Source organism: Parabacteroides sp. CH2-D42-20 (assembly GCF_003670185.1).
Taxonomy (GTDB): domain Bacteria; phylum Bacteroidota; class Bacteroidia; order Bacteroidales; family Tannerellaceae; genus Parabacteroides; species Parabacteroides distasonis.
This window is the reverse complement of sequence record NZ_RAYG01000001.1, coordinates 400,478-419,521: the sequence shown is the minus strand read 5'-3', so window position 1 is coordinate 419,521 and position 19,044 is coordinate 400,478. Positions and strand designations below refer to the sequence as shown.

Here is a 19,044-nt window from a genome sequence, read left to right as displayed (position 1 = left end):
AAAAAAGTGTCTAGATAAATCAGGAAAAGACATTTCTCTTAGAGGTAACAAAAGTTTCATACTGAGGAAACTTTAGTTTCCCTATAGAGAAACAAAAGTTTTCCGCTTATTAAACTTTTGTTTTCATATGGAAAAACTTTTGTTTTTTAGGCTGAAAAACTACAAATGACTAGATGTTAATATTTTATCCGTGTTGAAAGGAGATCGGATAATACTATATGGTGAGTGTGGAGGAGCGTTGTGTTAGGTGATGGAAAAGTGGTAAATAGCGGTAAATAGTGGTAGATAGAGCTAGATAATTGTAGATGTTTTTTATCTACCACCATTAGTTAATCATCCTAAGACCAGATGAATGCCGGGATAGTTGTAGATGTTGTAGCAAATAGGCTTATAAACTATATGAGAGAATTGAAAGTCAAAGCGATGAACGAATAACTTTCAATTCTCCATGTTTCAATTAAATGGTATAATATTGTTCCCATCCTTTGCGAGGCGGCAAACCACACAGCATCTTATTCGCTTCCGGATCGTTCGTGATCTGTTTCGTGTCACGATCGAAGACGAGCTTGCGGTTCAAGCGCTGGCTTAATACGCCGAGACAGAATACCTGACTTAATGGGCCGGCGATCGAGAACGGTGAGCGGGTTTTCTCCTTACCCATACAGCTTAACAGGAAGTTCGCGAAATGGTTAGACGGGCTTTTCGGCACTTCCGGTAAGCGGGATGCCATCTCTTTCGCTTTCTCATCCGGGATGATAGATAAGGTACTTCCATGAGAACCACCCTTGAAGGTTAATTCTTTCGAGTAGATTTCCTTGCCCGGGTTCAACTTCGCCGGTTGTATCTTCCCTCCGGCTACGGTCGGGATATTCGGGTCGAGCTCGGAAACACCGTAACCTTCCGGGACGGCGGGGATATTGTCCAGCCCATCGTACCAAGTGATATCCACGGCCGGCATATTCCCTCTTTCCGGGAATTTAAACAGAAGGGTGGATGACATCGGGAAGAAGAACGGGTTATGGTCTTTCAAATAAAGCGGATTTATTTCTGTAGGCAATCCTAAATCTAGGAATTCATGTGCCGTATCCAAAATATGCGCTCCCCAGTCTCCTAAGACACCCATTCCGAAGTCGTACCAACAACGCCATTGTCCCAAATGGTAGTCATGGTTGTAATCATGATATTGAGCTACGCCGATCCATGTGTCCCAATCCATCGTCTCGGGAACCGGTTCTCCCATAGGCATATGCCTAATATTCGGGTTCCATCCGTGCCAGCGACGCGGATTATTCATATGGGCGGTAATGGCGGTAACATCCTTGATAATACCGGCCTCTTTCCATGCCTTGAATTGGAAATAGTTCGCCTCGGAATGTCCTTGGTTACCCATTTGGGTGACAACGCCGTATTTCTTCGCTCCACGCATCATGATCTCTATTTCTTGGAACGTGCGGGCCATCGGTTTCTCTACATATACATGTTTGCCGTGCGCCATCGCCTCGATCGTGATCGGGAAGTGGGAATGATCCGGCACGCCTACGCTGACGGCATCGATCTTGTCCGCCATCCGGTCGAACATCGTGCGGAAGTCCTGAAAACGGGCCGCTTTCGGGAACATGTTGATAATCTCTTGCGTATGAGGGGCTCCCATATCCACGTCGCAGAGAGCTACCACGTTACACAGACCTGTGTTATACAATTCCTTGGCGATCTCGCCCCCTCGTTGTCCGATGCCGATGAACGCTATATTTACCCGGTCATTAGCGCTGATTAGCGGGGAAGTAGGTAGAACACGTCCGTGGGCGGGTGTCCAGAACGACGGGATGGCCGATACTGCCGATAAGGCTAGCGCTCGCTTAAGGAACGAGCGGCGTGAGATTTCTTCTGATTTCATGGTATTATCTTGTTTAAATTATACTGTTTGCGCAAACACTAACGATTTACGTCGTAAATATACAAAACTTTCTATAGTTACGGAAAAAATCATTTACTTTGTAACCTCATAAAGGAGACCATGTGCTAATGTGCCACTCGGGCGGGTCTCCGATGGACTTATCATTGGCACATTGGCATATTAACAAAATTGGCAAATTATTAGATTATGGCACAAGAAGATGTATTTAAGAAATTAGTTTCACACTGTAAGGAGTATGGTTTCGTATTTCCCTCCTCAGAGATTTATGACGGTTTGGGAGCGGTATACGATTATGGCCAGTATGGTGTTGAGTTAAAGAACAATATAAAGAAATATTGGTGGGATAGCATGACTTTGCTGCATGAGAATGTGGTGGGTATTGATTCCGCTATTTTTATGCACCCTACTATCTGGAAAGCTTCCGGCCATGTTGACGCTTTTAATGATCCGTTGATCGATAACAAGGACTCGAAGAAACGTTACCGCGCGGACGTTTTGATCGAAGACCATTTGGGCAAGATCGAGGAGAAAATGAATAAGGAAGTGGCGAAAGCCGCTAAGAAATTCGGGGAGTCTTTCGATGAGGCTAAGTTCCGTGAGACGAATCCTCGTGTATTGGAGCATCAAGCGAAATGGAATGAGATCCATGAGCGTTATAGCAAGGCGATGAACGAGTCTAACTTCGAGGATCTTCGCCAATTGATCTTGGATTGCGAGATCGTTTGCCCGATTTCCGGAACTCGTAACTGGACGGAGGTTCGCCAGTTTAACTTGATGTTCTCTACGGATATGGGTTCTACCGCTGATGGAGCGATGAAGGTTTATCTTCGTCCGGAGACGGCCCAAGGTATTTTCGTGAACTTCTTGAATGTGCAGAAGACTGGCCGTATGAAGATCCCGTTCGGTATCGCCCAGATCGGTAAGGCGTTCCGTAATGAGATCGTGGCTCGCCAGTTTATCTTCCGTATGCGTGAGTTCGAGCAAATGGAGATGCAATTCTTTGTTCGTCCGGGTGAGGAGATCGAGTGGTTCAAGAAATGGAAGTCTACTCGCTTGAAATGGCATCAAGCTCTTGGCTTGGGAGATGAGAAGTATCGTTATCACGATCATGAGAAGTTGGCTCACTACGCTAACGCAGCTACGGATATCGAGTTCGAGATGCCGTTCGGATTTAAGGAAGTGGAGGGTATACATAGCCGTACGAACTTCGACTTGAGTCAGCATGAGAAGTTTTCCGGTAAAAAGATCCAATATTTCGATCCGGAGTTGAACCAGAGTTACACTCCGTATGTAATCGAGACCTCGATCGGTGTAGACCGTGTGTTCTTGAGCATCATGGCGGGTTCTTACTGCGAGGAGACGTTGGCGAATGGCGAGAGCCGTGTGGTATTGAAGTTGCCCGCAGCCTTGGCTCCGATCAAATTGGCCGTATTGCCATTGGTGAAGAAAGATGGCCTGCCCGAGAAAGCTGAGGAGATTATAAATATGTTGCGTTTCGACTTCCGTTGCCAATACGACGAGAAGGATTCTATTGGTAAGCGTTATCGCCGTCAGGATGCGATCGGTACCCCGTATTGTATTACGGTAGACCATGACACCTTGAAGGATAATTGCGTAACGATCCGTTTCCGTGACACGATGGAGCAAGAGCGCGTAAGCATCGATAAGCTTCACGATATTATCACGGAGAAGGTGAGCATGAAGAATTTATTGAAAAAGGTAATAGAGTAAACGAATGAAGAAGTACTGGCATATCGCGTTGATGTTGTTTTGCGTGCTCATGATCACCTCTTGTGGGGATGATGATGAGGCACTAGAGGTGGATGAGGTTTGGAAGGTCCAGAATGAGGAGGCTTTTCAAGCCCAGATGCTGGTTCCGGGTTTCGAGCAATTGAGTTCTCAAAGTAATGCCGGATTTATCCTTTACAAGGTCTTGAAGACTGGGGAGAGTAAGGAGCCGATTTATTATACGAGCAAGGTGGAATGTTATTATAAAGGCTCTTTTATAAATGGTGAAGTTTTTGATGATCGTTCTTTCGAGGCTGGAGAGCCTGCCGAGCTTACTGTTTCTGATATGGTAGATGGTTTTGCTACAGCGTTACAGAATATGCACCCAGGAGATCGTTGGGAGATTTGGATTCCTCAACAGATGGGATACGGTTCGGCTGGAAGGAGTGCTTCGGGAAGTGTCATAATAAAGCCTTATACGACTTTGATCTTTGATTTGGAAGTTACAAGGATTGTCAAAGAGTAGGTTCTTTCATTAAGAATAATTACGGTCGCCTCTTTTTAGGGGTGGCCGTTTTTTTATAGTTATATGTAAATCTAGGGAAGCAAATCCCTATAAACAATTAAAGCCTGTCTCACGACAAGCCCTAACCAAACTTTGTTAACCTTAAATCTAATACTATTATGAAAAAACCACGATGCAAAGATACGTTCGTCAAGACCATTTGTCAAGTCTTTTGCAACTAATATATGTTAAGTAACATATCGATGCTTGCTAAAAAGTGTTACACAACACAAAACTCTATATATTACAATCAAAATCTTCTAATTTTAACGATGATTAGGTCCCTTTTATAGGACTGCTAAAGGGAAAGACGTTCTTTGAGTAGCTTATAGCCAGCGCTACTGGCACGAAGATAGGTTCCATTCTTTAATCGTACTTGATAGGTTTCTTTTCCGAATAGTTCTACTCGCAATATCTGTTCCGTATTAACGATATAAGAGCGATGTATACGAACGAACTCCGGAGAAGGAAGGCTTCGCTCGAAATACTTCATGGTTTGCTCCTTTACGTGCTGACCGGAAGTGGTGAATAAGGTCACATAGTCGCCACATGCTTGCAAATAGAATATCTCTTTTATCGGGATGATATGAATACGTGTCCCGTCTTTTACGGATATACGATCTAGAATCTCCTCCGGAACGGTAGTCGGGGGAGGTGCCGTCTTTTCCTCCATTTGTCTCCCGATAGGTTCCGCCTCACTCTTTCTTTCCCGGCTGGCATACCATTGGGATAGAATGATCCATGCCATTAGGCCGAACAGGAATCGAAAAGGAATCGTGATCGAGAATTCCTCCCAATCTTCCAATCCGAATATTTGTAGCAAGATCGAGCATCCGGCTATGCAAGCGATTTGTACGAGTACGGCGAAAGCCACTCGTGCTTGCATGATATGTAACGTACATTGTACATACCAAAGATAATATCCCGCTACGGCGAACAATGCGATGGAAAGTAAGCTATCGACCAAAGTGATGCTCAACGGAAGATCGCCATAAAGAGTTAATAATGCGCATTGGATCGCTATGGCTAAAAGTAATAATAGGCTTCCCTGCCCTTTATGTAATATGGATGTTGTAATAGGATGTTCTTGCATGATGAGTTTAGTCTCTTAGTTCAAGGCCGCTGAACGACAAGTCTCCACATATATATAACGTGTGCGTCATGTCGGTTGTTTCTGTCAGGTCCCTCATGTCTTGGCATCCAGCCAAGAAGGAATCAACCTTTAGACGAACCAGCCATCCTTTAGGAACGTATATTACTACGCCGCTGAAGGAGCTATCTATGTTTATGATGGTTTCATCAGCCTCTAATGTTGTTTTTTTAAGATCGAGGATCACGTTGCCGAAAGATACGTCTATGTCCGCCCCCTTGAATACGGGGTCCAGTACGATGTGCCTTACCGAGTTGAAAGTGGTGTCAACCGATACGAAACCGTTATCTGTCTCGTAGTTGATCTCATCGTTAGGCTTTCTGTGCCCGAAAGGGGGATGGTTAAAAGGACGTTTATGCTTTTTCGTGCGGATAGAATCTTTCCGCTTCAGCATGATGACCAATCCTAACAGGATTAATCCTAACGGCCAATATATACGTAAGAAATCGTTCGTGATCCAATTTAACTGCGGGAAAAGGAAATAGACTCCCACGCCCACGAGGAGCATACCTCCTACCGGATTACGGTGGAAAATCATAAAGATGCCCGACACGACAAGCAGCATCGGCCAAGATACAAGCAAGTCAAATAAAGATGGATCTATCATTCCTAGATTCCGCAGTAAAAATAATATACCGACAATGATAAATAAGGTAGCGATCAGATACCCGTTTGTCCTCTTCTCTTTAAAATCGATGTCATAATCTTTCATATCCATAAGTTCCATTTTTTGTTTTTTATCAAATGTACGGGTTCGTCATTCTATACACAAGTAAATACCGCTGATTTCTATACGAGTATCGGTAAATAACCGAATAATCCCGATTAAAAAAGCCTTTAGTTTGTAAGAAACGTGAATTTGACACCAAAACTTGATAAAAAAACGAGTTTGATAAGATTAGTTGATAATTAAGGAATATCTTTGTCTTTACAACTGCAATAGAGGAATGTAGGGAATGATACGAAATATTATAAATTTAAAGGCAATAATACTTTATTTTGGATTGATTTTATGCTTGATAGCCGGTATGCCGACTCCGGCTTATGGGAGTTCTTCATATCCGGTCAAGGATGAATCGTATGTATTGGTAATAAATTCATATGTGGATGGCGAACGCTGGTCTGGCAATTTATTAAACATGATCTCGAAGTTCGCTACCCCGGAGGAGTACACTCTCCGGATAGATCATATAAGCGTGATGTTGGTTGATACGCCAGAGAAATTAAAAGAGAAACAAGAGGTCTTCTTTGAAGCTAACAAGAAGAAGCCGGATGGAATTATCTACTTAGGCGTAAATGGATGGGCTTTTATGCGGGATAAGATCCGGGAGAAATGGGGGGATATTCCCACTCTGGTCTGTTCGGAAACGGGTGAAATGGCAGAAGATGAATGCTATTTTAATCAGAGGCATTCCTCTGATAGGGTGATTCCTTTACAAGAGGCGGTTAAGGGGTATAACGCTACGGGATTGGTTATCCCTTATTATGTTAAAGGTTCGATCGACTTGGTTAAGGAATTAATCCCGGGTTTGAGACGTCTGATTTTCATATCCGACAGACGTTATGTTTCCACATGGCTTCGGGATGAGATGGAGAAACATATGGAAACTTCTTTCCCTGAGGGGAAAGTGGATTTTTATACGGAGGGTTCTTGCTCCATGGATAGTTTATTGGCGGTTCTGTCGGAGAAAGATCCGCATCGAGCGACAGCCGTGATGTATTACTCGTGGATTACCGAGAAACCTTTCTTGAATCACTCGTTATTATATAGTACTTTGTATCAAGGTATAAACGGCATTTCTAGGCATCCTGTTTTTTCTTTATATGATATGGGCGTGGAAGAAGGATATACGATTGGTGGATATTATAATAGCGCTAAAACGATTGAGACTGCTCTAATTCCCTTGCTACAGCAAGTTTATAACGGTGAAGATATGGGCAAGATCCCGGTTTCAACGGTGGATGATCCTCGTAAATACTTGAATTATGTTTCGCTGATGAGCGCGATGTCTAATGAAGATAATTTCCCACATGATGCGATCTATTTGAATGCGCCTCCCTCTTTTTTAGAAAAATATTGGATGCCGCTATTAGGCTTTCTGATTTTCTTTCTGGTAGTAGTGTTTTTAGCGTGGCATTACGTGTATCGTTCTAAGCAAAAGATGAAGGAAGTAGAGTTGAGGTTATTGTCCCGTTACCGTGATTTATTTAATAATATGCCATTACCTTATATACGGCAGCGACTGATTCGGGAAGGTACGCAAATCGATGTGCAGGTTTTAGATGTGAACCATGCTTTCGAGGAGAAAATCGCTCCTAAAGATTTTGTGGTAAATAAGCGTGGAAAAGAGATCGCAAATTTGATTGGCGGGAGTTATCCTTTGCTTCTATCGGCAGTGCCTACGGTTTTAGAGAGTGGAAAATCCTTCACTTATGAGTATTATTTTGAGCCGACAGGGCTTTACTATACGATTATCATCATGCCTACCTCGGAAGAGAATGTAGTTGATGCGTTTTTTATTGATATTACGGATATCCATAAATTCCAGACGCATTTGAAAGCCATGAATCATAAGCTGGCTATGGCGTTAGAGGCGGCAGATCTTTTGCCGTGGCGATATAATCTGGCTGAAGGGAAGATTATCTATGAGTCGAAAGTACATCCGGAAGATAATATAGAGACTGCCGAGATACATACCCATGAGGTTTCGTTGGAGGAATATTTCAGCAAGATACACCCGTCTTTCAGGGCTTGCGTGGAAAAGGCTGTCGATGATTTGTGTAATGGGAAAATAAAGAAAGTACGAAAAGAATATTGTCTGGAGCGGTTGATTCCGGGAGAAGATCGCCATGAGTGGGAGGAGATACAGGTAATGGCCGAATATGATGCTTCCGGTAAACCGAAAGCGTTGATCGGGTCTACGATATCTATTACCGAGCGTAAGCAATTGGAACATGACCTTCGAATGGCTAGGGATAAGGCGGAGGAGTCGAATAAATTGAAATCTGCGTTTTTAGCTAATATGAGCCATGAGATACGTACACCGTTGAATGCGATCGTAGGTTTCTCTAATATCCTCGCCTCGACCGATAACCTTGAGGATAAGAAGGAATTCGCTGATATTATCGAGAATAATAATTCCCTATTGTTGCAGTTGATAAACGATATCTTGGATTTATCAAAGATCGAGGCGGGTACCTTGGAGTTTACTTATGACTATGTGGATATTAACGCTGTATTGAGGGATTTGGAGCAATCGGCTCATTTGAAGAATAAGAATCCGGATGTACAGATCTCATTTAAGGATTATCTGGAGCCTTGCGTGATTTATACGGATCGAAATCGTCTGTCCCAACTGATGATCAATCTGTTGAACAATGCCATGAAATTTACGCAGGCAGGATCGATCTCATTTGGCTATAAACTGCGGGATGATAATACGTTGTGGTTCTATGTAGAGGATACGGGCTGCGGAATCCCGGAGAATAAACGGAAAGATATTTTCGGACGTTTTGTGAAACTGAATACTTTCGCTCAAGGAACAGGATTGGGTTTAAGCATCTGTGAGATGATTGTTACCCAGATGAAAGGAACGATAGGGGTTGATTCCGTGGAAGGGAAAGGCTCTAGGTTCTGGTTTACATTGCCTTTTCAGCCGAAGAAAGAATTATTGCCTAATGAAGAGCAGAAGCCTGTTACTTTGGAGAAGATCGCCCGAAGTGAGGTTACGATCTTGATCGCTGAGGATAATTCCAGTAATTATCGCCTGTTTGAGTCTATATTGAAACCTGAATATAAATTGATTCATGCATGGAATGGAAAGGAGGCTGTGGAGCTATTTCATCAGCACAAACCGCAGTTGATCTTGATGGATATAAAGATGCCGGTCATGGATGGATACGAGGCTACCGCAGAGATTCGTAAGGTTTCTGCTAGCGTGCCTATTATCGCGGTGACGGCTTATGCTTTCGCCCAAGATGAGCAACGGATCATTAATAGTGGATTTGATGCCTATACGGCGAAACCGATTAATGGGAAGATCTTAAAAGACAAGATATCAACTTTATTGACGCATCGGATTATTCTGATGTAATCGAAGGGCTTTGCGGGAAGCAGACCTCATAAAACAATTAAAGCCTGTCTCACGACAAGCCCTAACCAAACTTTGTTAACCTTAAATCTAATACTATTATGAAAAAACCACGATGCAAATATACGGAGTTACCGCTATTTGTCAATAGTTTAAGTGCTAAATTGTGTTTTGTAACATGTAATAAAATCTAATAGGAACTTATGCCTCATTGAAATCTTTCGATAGAGTCGCATATATTCTTTATACCTCCCTCTTTTTGGATCATCTCGCCTATATGAGCGGCATTTTTCTTATAAAGCGGATTGGTGACCAGATCACAAACCTTGCGTTCGATCTCCTGCTCGCTCGCTTTCGCTATCTTAACCCCTTCCGGCCCTAACCCTAATTGGTGGATTCGATAGGACCAATAGGGTTGATCGATAATCAACGGAGTGATTAATTGGGGCTTTCCCGCCCTTCCTACGCTATGGGTCGTGCCGCAACCTCCATGATGGATAACGCCGTCGCAGTGCGGAAATATCAAATTATGCGGAACCGGCTGCTTCATTAAGAATAAATGTTTATCCGCTTGTAAGGTGATTCCTGTCTTTGCCCAACCGGAACCGATGATGAGCCGATAATCATGTTTCTTGCAAATATCGACCAAGGCTTTGCTGAAACGGTTACCATCCTTGGAACTACAACTCCCGAGGGTAAAAAAGATAATAGGGCTTTGAGCGCTGTCGACGAATGATATCATTTCCTCGTAAGCCTTCTCATCATATTGAAAAGTGTCATTGAAGCAATAGCCTCCGATCGACCATTCGAACGTCCAGTCCGGATCTACGTTTCCTAGGTGCTGGCTGAAAAGCAAGTAATTATATGAACGCTCTCCCGCATGATAGCCAAAATTGCGGATCGGAGCGAGTCCGTATTTAGCCCGGTTCTTATTGATCGTGTCTTTGACCATGAAATTGGTCATCCGGTTCATCAACTTCCATAGGATAGCGGGAGTGATGATCGGGTTGGGTTTGGGAAATGGCAATACGGCCGGGGGAATCTTCTTACCCGGCAAGAACGGGGCGTAGGCGGTACGTATCAAGGGCTTCTTGCAATACTCGGCGATACTTGCGACAGCAAATTCCGAGTTGGTCGATACTAAAATATCATGCTCTTTTAGTAGGGGAATCAATTGATCGAACTGTTTATCGATCACGTTCCGCATCCATTTAAGGAATGGCCGGAATTTATGTGAGTTTTGCGCTGCGCTATCGATCATACCGCCGATATCGTCAAACTGTTGCAATACGTATTTAAATCCGTAGGGTTTAACGGTCTCCTCGAATATTTGAGGGAGATTGATGGTCACCTCATGACCGCGTCTTTCCAATTCGGCCGCTATGGCCAAATAAGGAAGGACGTCGCCTTGTGAGCCTCTGGTTACTAATAGTATTTTCATGCTACGTTTATTTATGGGCTATGAGGGTCTTGTTTACCGGATATTCAGTTGACGCAAACGCTCGATGTCCAGATGGTATTTGGCTTCCATCGTTTGTAGTTTCTGCTCATTGATGGCTAAGGGATGATTCAATCGTTTCGTTTCCCGGTATCCTTTATATACGGAGCGAATCATCTTACGTGGATTGAAAATGACGGATGAGGTGATCCAGCAGCCGTGCGTACACCAACAGTTGGCTTTATACCCATGTCCGATAGCGGCTATTTCCTGTTTCATCGCTTCGCTATTCATCACTTTACTTATATCGCAACCATACTCTTTTATATTTCCGAGCGGTTCCCGTAACTCACAGGCACGAAAACGTCCGTCGTAGTCGATTACCAAGGTAGTCTCTCCGGCCGTACAATCCATCCCCCAAGGGGTCGGGTGATCTATGTTGCTGGCACGTATATTATATAAGGTACGTATAAGGCCGAGATAGAAGAAGCGTGTGATCGGTTTCCTTAAGCCGGTGGTATCCGCTACCATCCGATCCGCATAAGCTGAATAGATAGGGGATATGTCATCTTGTATTTTGCGTAGCGTTGACTCGGTTAGGATTTTCACGCCATCGTCACGGGTCATGCCTCTGGCGGCCTCAATCGTATGTGTGGAGGTACGGAAACGTCCGTATACCCAAGTCATGAAGTCTTCTACCTGGTCTATATTGTATTTCGTGATAACGGTTGCTATATTTTTCAAGACCTTGCCGTCGTCTCCGAAATTCTCCTGTATCTTACGCAGGGTTTCCAGTGCCTTATAGAAGTTTCCCGGTACGCCTCTCTGTGTATCGTGGGTCGTACCGAAACCATCCAAGGAAAGGCTTACGTTAATATTACAATCCGGGCAGTTCTGGCGGAACCGTTTTACCCATTCGACGATCCGGTCTGGTTTTAAGCCGTTCGTAGGGATGTTCACATCTTTGATATGGTTGTTTTTGTAGAATAACTCCAATATTTCCGGTAGATCCTCACGCAGGGTAGGCTCACCCCCGGATATCCATAATCGGTTGAATTGCCCAGCGGTTTCTGATATTTTCTTGATTTCATCGAAAGTGAGGTCGGGTTGCTTCTTATCCATTTCTTGGGCATAGAAGCACATCGCGCATTTGGCGTTGCATCGGCCTGTTACGAAAAGGAAGATCGACTCGAGTTTTCTTTCCGTGCTCATTGCCCTGAAAGAACTGGTGGTTCGTTTTTTGTCCATTTTATTTTTGTTTTACCATTTGTCTTATCTGGCGCATGATTTTTTCCTTGTGTTTGATCAACACCCGGAGAAAATAACATAAGAAGCCAAATAAAATACTTATTAGCATATATTATATGATCTTTAAAGGCAAAGATCGACGATAAAATGACGCTAAACAATCTCTATTTGCAGTATTTTGTGGTCCATGTTTAAAAGGTAGGTCTATAAACAATTAAAGCCTGTCTCACGACAAGCCCTAACCAAACTTTGTTAACCTTAAATCTAATACTATTATGAAAAAACCACGATGCAAATATACGGACTTTTCAATTCCTGTCAAGATCTGTAGTGCTAAATTATGTTTTTCAACATATAACAAAAATAAAAAGGCGCCTTTCTTTTAGAGAAAGACGCCTTTTCCATGATATACTAATCAAATATTAGTCTTGTAATTTAGCGCAAATGAACTCACGGTTCAAACGAGCGATGTTGCTAACGGAGATATTCTTCGGACATTCCATCTCGCAAGCACGTGTGTTCGTACAGTTACCGAAGCCAAGTTCATCCATTTTAGCGACCATTGCTTTCGCACGGCGGGCAGCCTCTACCTTACCTTGAGGTAATAAAGCCAACTGGCTAACCTTAGCGGATACGAACAACATAGCTGAACCGTTCTTACAAGCGGCGGCACAAGCGCCACAACCGATACAAGCAGCGGCATCCATTGCCATCTCTGCGTCTGGCTTAGGAATAGGAATTGCGTTTGCGTCGGGTACACCACCGGTATTTACGGATGTGAAACCACCAGCCTGAATGATTTTATCGTAAGCGTAACGGTCTACCATCAAGTCGCGGATTACCGGGAAACCGGCGGAACGCCACGGTTCGATCGTGATAGTCTCACCATCGTTGAAACGGCGCATGTATAACTGGCAAGTCGTAGCTCCGGTTGCCGGTCCGTGCGGATGTCCGTTTACATACAATGAACACATACCGCAGATACCTTCACGACAGTCATGGTCAAAAACAACGGGTTCTTTACCTTCGCTGATTAATTGCTCGTTCAGGATATCTAACATTTCCAAGAAAGAAGTGCCTTGGTTGATGTTTTTAAGTTGGTAAGTTTCGAATTGTCCTTTTACATTCGGACCTTTCTGACGCCAAACTTTGAGTGTGATATTTATATCTTTATCCATGATTCTAATTTTTGCAATGATTGATTACTTCTTATAGTTACGTGTCTGAGGAACTACGAATTCATAGTTCAAATCTTCCTTCAGCATAACAGGGTCTTTATCCTCACCCTGATATTCCCAGCAAGAGACATACATGAATTTGTCATCGTGACGTAATGCCTCGCCTTCCTCAGTCTGGTGCTCCTCACGGAAGTGACCACCACAAGATTCAGCACGGTCTAAAGCGTCATGTGCCATCAAGGTACCGATCTCGATAAAGTCTGCCAAACGTAACGCTTTCTCCAACTCTACGTTCAAGTCATCTGCGTTACCCGGAATGAATACGTTGCTCCAGAATTCCTTCTTCAAGTCTTTCAACATCTGGATAGCCTCTTTCAAGCTCTCTGCGTTACGAGCCATACCGATGTGTTCCCACATGATGTGTCCCAAACGTTTGTGGATAGAATCAACAGACTCTTTACCCTTGATGCTCATCAATTTATTGATACGGGCTTGGATATTCTTCTCTGCCTCGTTGAACTCAGGCAGATCGGTGCTGAAACGCGGAACCTGAATCTGGTCTGACAAGTAGTTCTGGATTGTATAAGGTAATACGAAGTAACCATCGGCCAAACCTTGCATCAATGCGGAAGCACCCAAACGGTTTGCGCCGTGATCGGAGAAGTTTGCCTCACCGATAGCGAACAGACCCGGGATAGAAGTCATCAATTCATAATCAACCCACAGACCACCCATTGAATAGTGCAATGCCGGGTAGATCATCATCGGAGTTTCGTATGGATCGTCGTTGGTGATTTCTTCGTACATATCGAACAAGTTACCATATTTCTGTTTTACAACCTCTTTACCCAGACGGTTGATAGCGTCGGAGAAGTCCAAGAATACAGCCAAACCTGTGTTATTAACACCGAAGCCAGCGTCGCAACGCTCTTTAGCGGCACGAGAAGCCACGTCGCGAGGAACCAAGTTTCCGAATGCCGGATAACGACGCTCCAAATAATAATCGCGATCTGCCTCAGGTATATCTTTACCTTTCTTTGTTCCTGCCTGTAAAGCCTTAGCGTCTTCCAGTTTCTTCGGAACCCAGATACGACCATCATTACGCAAAGACTCGGACATCAAAGTCAATTTAGACTGATAATCACCGTGTACCGGAACGCAAGTCGGGTGGATCTGAACCATACAAGGATTAGCGAAGTAAGCGCCTTTCTTGTAGCATTGCCATGCGGCGGAACCGTTAGATGCCATAGCGTTGGTTGACAAGAAGAACGTATTAACGTAACCACCCGTAGCTACAACTACAGCGTGAGCGGCGTAACGCTCGATCTTACCTGTAATCAAGTTGCGGGCGATGATACCACGAGCACGACCGTCTACCTTAACTACATCCAACATCTCATGACGAGTGTACATCTTAACCTTACCCAAACCGATCTGACGACTCAACGCTGAATAAGCGCCTAACAAAAGCTGCTGACCCGTCTGGCCACGGGCGTAGAACGTACGCGATACCTGAGCGCCACCGAATGAACGGTTATCCAACAAACCACCATATTCGCGAGCGAAAGGAACGCCTTGAGCCACGCACTGGTCGATGATTGAGTTAGAAACCTCAGCCAAACGATAAACGTTAGCCTCACGAGCACGGTAGTCACCACCTTTGATCGTATCGTAGAACAAACGGTAAACAGAGTCACCATCATTCTGGTAGTTCTTAGCGGCGTTGATACCACCTTGAGCGGCGATAGAGTGCGCACGGCGGGGAGAATCTTGGATACAGAAGTTCAATACGTTGAATCCCATCTCTGCCAAAGATGCGGCAGCGGAAGCACCGGCCAAACCTGTACCGACTACGATAACATCCAAACGACGCTTGTTAGCGGGGTTCACCAATTTCTGGTGATTTTTATAATTAGTCCACTTCTCAGCCAACGGGCCTTGAGGTATTTTAGAATTTATTTCAGACATAATGATTTAATTTCAAAAGTTCTTAATTATAAAACCTGTAGCTTGCAATTAAGCACCTACTCCGTTTAGGAAGAAGATGATAGTAATGATCGCGAAAAGTCCGCAAATAACCGTAGCTACGATCTTAGAGATACATTCCCAACGGTTCATCCAGATAGTGTTATTCCAACCGATTGTTTGGATAGCGCTCCAGAAACCGTGAGTCAAGTGGAACCACAAAGCCACGTACCAGATCAAATAAAGAACGGTGATCACGGCATTACCTTGGAAGTAATAGTTGATAAAAGCGGCTCCGTCTTGTGGAGATACCATAGCTGACCCCAATGCTACTTCGTGATGACCGATCAATTCGGCGAACATCATCTTATACCAGAACTGGCTGAAGTGCAACAGCATGAACAGGATAACGATCAAACCCAAAACGAACATGTTCTGAGATGCCCATTCCACGCCTTTCGGACGAGCGTTGATAGCGTAACGGTCGTTACCACGTGCCTTACGGTTTTGCAAGGTAAGAATGATAGCGTACACGAAGTGGATCACAACGCCTGCGGCCAATACGAGAGTAGCTGCCACAGCGTACCAATTAGAGCCCAACAGCGAACAAACCATGTTATAAGCCTCTCCGGAGAAAACGGCCGCCACGTTCATCGACAGGTGGAACAATAAGAACAGAACAAGAAAGAGGCCTGATATACTCATTATCAGCTTCTTCCCGATAGAAGAATTAAGTAACCACATAAGATAATAATTTAAGTTATTTAATTGTATTTAGAAATTTCTACTTAAACTATGTAATTATCACGCAAAGGTATGCTAAATCCATATATCGCGCAAACGATTAAAGAAATATTTCTGCATTAATGGGAGAGGTCAGGGCATGTGCCCCGACACATGAAATAATGCGGAAGGAAAAGGCTTTCCTTATGAATAATTTATATACATTTGCCTATATGCGTAAGGATTTGAATGGGGCACGGCATTTTTCTATAGGGATCAAGTTTACGATCTTATTGTTTACGATCGCGATCTTGGTTCTTGTGCTTTTTTCGTATAGGAGCGACAAGCATGGCAACCTGTTCTGGCAGGTAGAGAAATTGATTCCGCATCATCCGGACAGCGCTTTGGTGTTATTAGAGAAAGTGACGGATATCAATGGATTATCGCTTCGAGAGAAAGCCCGTTATTGTCTGTTATGGACCGAATCACGGGATGAGGCGGGATTGAGGCATACATCGGATTCCATAATCTCTATCGCTACGGATTATTATAGGACGACACGAGGCTGTTACTGGCCTCCCAAAGCGTGGTTTTACCGGGGGAAAGTCTATGAGGATATGGATCAACCGTCCCTAGCTTTGGAATGCTATTTACGTGCGTTGGAATATGAGGGAGGGAATTGGGATTACGAATTTTGGGGACGGTTATATAACCAGATAGGGAGGCTGTACGCCGAGCAGGAATTATATGGCAAGGCTATGTCTTTTTTGAGAAAAGCGAGTGCCCAATATCAGCTCTTGAATGATACGGCCGGACAAGGCCGGATACTGGAGGAAGTCAAGAAATACGAGGCGTTACGGGATTCTATCGGATCGCTGTCAGCGAGAGAATCGATTTATCAGATCACTTCCCGGTATGATGTAAGGCCGGTTCGTGAGGACTTATATAGGAAAGAATTGATGCTATCGCAAAGGGGACAGGAGCGTTATCTGTACGCGTTTATTATCGGCATAATCCTATTTATTTGCTTCCTCCTTTATCGGCGATGGAGAAATACGCAGGAAAACGCTCTTCGAAGGGAAGAAGCCTTGCGACGTTCGATTGCTAGCCAGCAACAACGTATGCGAGAAGAAAAAGAAGAGAATGAACGGCAAATCGCCCTTTTGGAAAAGAGAATTACGAAAATAAAGGAAGAAAAGGATCAAGAGTTGATGTTGGTTTCCTTACAATTGGAAAAACAACGGCTGGAGATTTGTAACGAGTCGATTCATAATAAGGAGAGTAAGCACTTATTATCTGTCGCGATCTTGCGGAAATCGGAGGTCTATGAGAAGTTTCACGATCGGGATGCCGGCAAGATTGTCTCTGAGGATTGGGAGCTTTTGGAGGTGCTGTTGAATAAGGCTTATGATGACTTTACCTTACGGCTGAAAAAACTATATCCTGCTATTTCCGATACGGAGTTGAAGGTCTGTATGCTTACGAAGATCGGCGTTCCCGCCAACCAGATCACACGGGTATTGAAATATAATAGTTCGGTACTTCGTCCTCGTCTGTTCCGGAAGATTTTTAAGAAAGAAGGTTCTACGGAGGCATTTGTGGAGTTTATCTCAAGTTTTTGATTATTATGTATTTATAGCTGTCTTGGCAGGTTTGTTCTCATTTTTGTTCTCATTTATCATGTGATTTGTGAGATATGCGGGATATTTTTGGAGGCAAAAAAGCATGGTTATGAAAAGTGTAAAGTTAGCCTCTATCTTGTTTTATTTAAATAGTGTTTTTGTCGTTTCTTGTTTCGTGTCATGCGGTTCTTCGCCAACGGAAGCGCCCTCTCTTTTAACCGCAGATATAAGAGGGGGGATGGATAAACCGAGGCTATTGGGATTAGGCGATGAGATCAAGGGGGTTACTTTTGTCCCTTTAGAGGTGACCACGGATGATGCCTCGTTGATAGACGGAGTTTATGATTATGCCGTGACAGATCGATATATCTATGTGCTTCCCGTAAAAGAGCCCCGTATCGTCCTGTTCGATCGGCAAGGGCGTTTTATCCGGACGTTGGTAAAAGAAGGGCAGGGGCCGGGTGAATTTAGCGGTATTCTGCCATGTATCCAAGTGGACGAACGTAATGACCGCCTTTTTTTATTTAGTAATAATCGAGTTTGGGAATATACGTTGGAAGGTGAATTTATCGGACAATCCACCCATGAGTATTCGGTAATCTATATGCGTCATATCGGAAAGGATCGTTTCGCCGCCATATCATTCCCTTTTCAGCCTTTCAACGGAGGGGGATTCGGATTAGGCCTATTTTCGAGGAAAGGGGATACGATAGCGATCAAGAATGATTTTTATTCCTTTTTATTACCTCATGAGAAGAGCGGGTTCACGACAAGTATCGCCCCCGCTTATTCTGATGCGCAAAACTCCGTGTTGTTTAAGACCGGTAGCAATGATACGGTCTTCAGTATCTCGGCGGATCGAATCAGTGCGGCTTGTGTCCTTGATCTGAAAAACTCGGATGCGGAAGTGATTCGTTCGTTGGATGTTACGGACATGAGTAATTTGCGAATTGAAAAAAAGGATCCCAAGGATATCTTTGTGCAAGATATGATTGAGTTTCCGGCACATTATTATTTCCGTTTATTGTATAACCAAGGCTATTATATAGCCTCTGTGGATAAAAAGACGGGAAAGACACTCGTGGAAAAATGCGAGATGCCGGGTTCTATCTATGAACTGGCGGACGCAAACCTTCAACATGGCATGCAGGGTACGAGAAGTTATCGGAATTTCCCGGTCTGGGGGAGGGTCATAAAAGATGAGCTGGTACAAGTAGTGACCCCGTATGAGCTAAACTTATATAAATCGCTTCGCTCGATCACGATTCCGCAGGAGTTGAACTTAAAAGGAGAGGAGGGCAATCCGGTTTTTGTGTTCTATTCGTTAAAACAACCTTTATAGTTTGTTAATCCACATGGCGCCATCCTGTTTATTGTATATTTCTTAAAAACGGATTCCATAGTAGTCAACTTTACTATCC

Annotated in this window: 13 protein-coding genes; 5 read left to right on the top strand and 8 right to left on the bottom strand. The window is 43.9% G+C overall.

The window, feature by feature from the left end:
• Window positions 1–457: 457 nt before the first annotated feature.
• Window positions 458–1,894 carry a Gfo/Idh/MocA family oxidoreductase gene (locus D7V92_RS01585; RefSeq protein ID WP_121772128.1) on the bottom strand — a complete coding sequence of 479 codons (1,437 nt, stop codon included), beginning with the start codon at window positions 1,892–1,894 and terminating at the stop codon, window positions 458–460.
• Window positions 1,895–2,101: 207 nt separating this feature from the next.
• On the opposite strand from D7V92_RS01585, the gene D7V92_RS01580 reads away from it, so the two are divergent.
• Both D7V92_RS01580 and D7V92_RS01575 read left to right on the top strand, forming a co-directional pair.
• Window positions 2,102–3,646 carry a glycine--tRNA ligase gene (locus D7V92_RS01580; protein WP_036630396.1) on the top strand — a complete coding sequence of 515 codons (1,545 nt, stop codon included), beginning with the start codon at window positions 2,102–2,104 and terminating at the stop codon, window positions 3,644–3,646.
• 4 nt (window positions 3,647–3,650) lie between these two features.
• Complete coding sequence (locus D7V92_RS01575; protein WP_057326093.1) at window positions 3,651–4,169, top strand: FKBP-type peptidyl-prolyl cis-trans isomerase; 519 nt, start codon at window positions 3,651–3,653, stop codon at window positions 4,167–4,169.
• Between the two features lie 337 nt (window positions 4,170–4,506).
• Here D7V92_RS01575 and D7V92_RS01570 read toward each other — a convergent pair whose 3' ends face one another.
• Entirely contained in the window at window positions 4,507–5,301 is a 795-nt protein-coding gene (locus tag D7V92_RS01570; protein ID WP_057328444.1) for a LytTR family DNA-binding domain-containing protein, read from the bottom strand.
• Window positions 5,302–5,308: 7 nt separating this feature from the next.
• A complete protein-coding gene (locus D7V92_RS01565) occupies window positions 5,309–6,076 on the bottom strand; it encodes a LiaI-LiaF-like domain-containing protein (protein ID WP_029257156.1) in 768 nt (255 codons plus the stop codon).
• A gap of 238 nt (window positions 6,077–6,314) precedes the next feature.
• On the opposite strand from D7V92_RS01565, the gene D7V92_RS01560 reads away from it, so the two are divergent.
• Window positions 6,315–9,452, top strand: a complete 3,138-nt coding sequence (locus tag D7V92_RS01560; RefSeq protein WP_121772127.1) for an ATP-binding protein — start codon at window positions 6,315–6,317, stop codon at window positions 9,450–9,452.
• 205 nt (window positions 9,453–9,657) lie between these two features.
• On the opposite strand, the gene D7V92_RS01555 is transcribed toward D7V92_RS01560, so the two are convergent.
• The 5 genes from D7V92_RS01555 to D7V92_RS01535 form a co-directional block, all read right to left on the bottom strand.
• Complete coding sequence (locus tag D7V92_RS01555; RefSeq protein WP_036616340.1) at window positions 9,658–10,890, bottom strand: glycosyltransferase; 1,233 nt, start codon at window positions 10,888–10,890, stop codon at window positions 9,658–9,660.
• 33 nt (window positions 10,891–10,923) lie between these two features.
• Window positions 10,924–12,135 carry a radical SAM protein gene (locus D7V92_RS01550; protein WP_036616336.1) on the bottom strand — a complete coding sequence of 404 codons (1,212 nt, stop codon included), beginning with the start codon at window positions 12,133–12,135 and terminating at the stop codon, window positions 10,924–10,926.
• Between the two features lie 422 nt (window positions 12,136–12,557).
• The gene (locus tag D7V92_RS01545; protein WP_036616332.1) at window positions 12,558–13,313 is read right to left on the bottom strand and encodes a succinate dehydrogenase/fumarate reductase iron-sulfur subunit; all 756 of its coding nucleotides are present in this window, start codon (window positions 13,311–13,313) and stop codon (window positions 12,558–12,560) included.
• A gap of 24 nt (window positions 13,314–13,337) precedes the next feature.
• Window positions 13,338–15,281: a fumarate reductase/succinate dehydrogenase flavoprotein subunit gene (locus D7V92_RS01540; protein WP_036616329.1), complete on the bottom strand. Its 1,944-nt coding sequence runs from the start codon at window positions 15,279–15,281 to the stop codon at window positions 13,338–13,340.
• 48 nt (window positions 15,282–15,329) lie between these two features.
• Complete coding sequence (locus D7V92_RS01535; RefSeq protein WP_005859976.1) at window positions 15,330–16,022, bottom strand: succinate dehydrogenase cytochrome b subunit; 693 nt, start codon at window positions 16,020–16,022, stop codon at window positions 15,330–15,332.
• A 185-nt stretch (window positions 16,023–16,207) separates the two neighbouring features.
• On the opposite strand from D7V92_RS01535, the gene D7V92_RS01530 reads away from it, so the two are divergent.
• On the top strand, window positions 16,208–17,623 hold the full coding sequence (locus tag D7V92_RS01530) for a tetratricopeptide repeat protein (RefSeq protein WP_121772141.1): 1,416 nt from the start codon (window positions 16,208–16,210) through the stop codon (window positions 17,621–17,623).
• A gap of 109 nt (window positions 17,624–17,732) precedes the next feature.
• Window positions 17,733–18,965 (top strand): 6-bladed beta-propeller, encoded by a 1,233-nt coding sequence (locus tag D7V92_RS01525; RefSeq protein ID WP_121772140.1) that lies wholly within the window; start codon window positions 17,733–17,735, stop codon window positions 18,963–18,965.
• The last annotated feature ends 79 nt before the right edge of the window (window positions 18,966–19,044 follow it).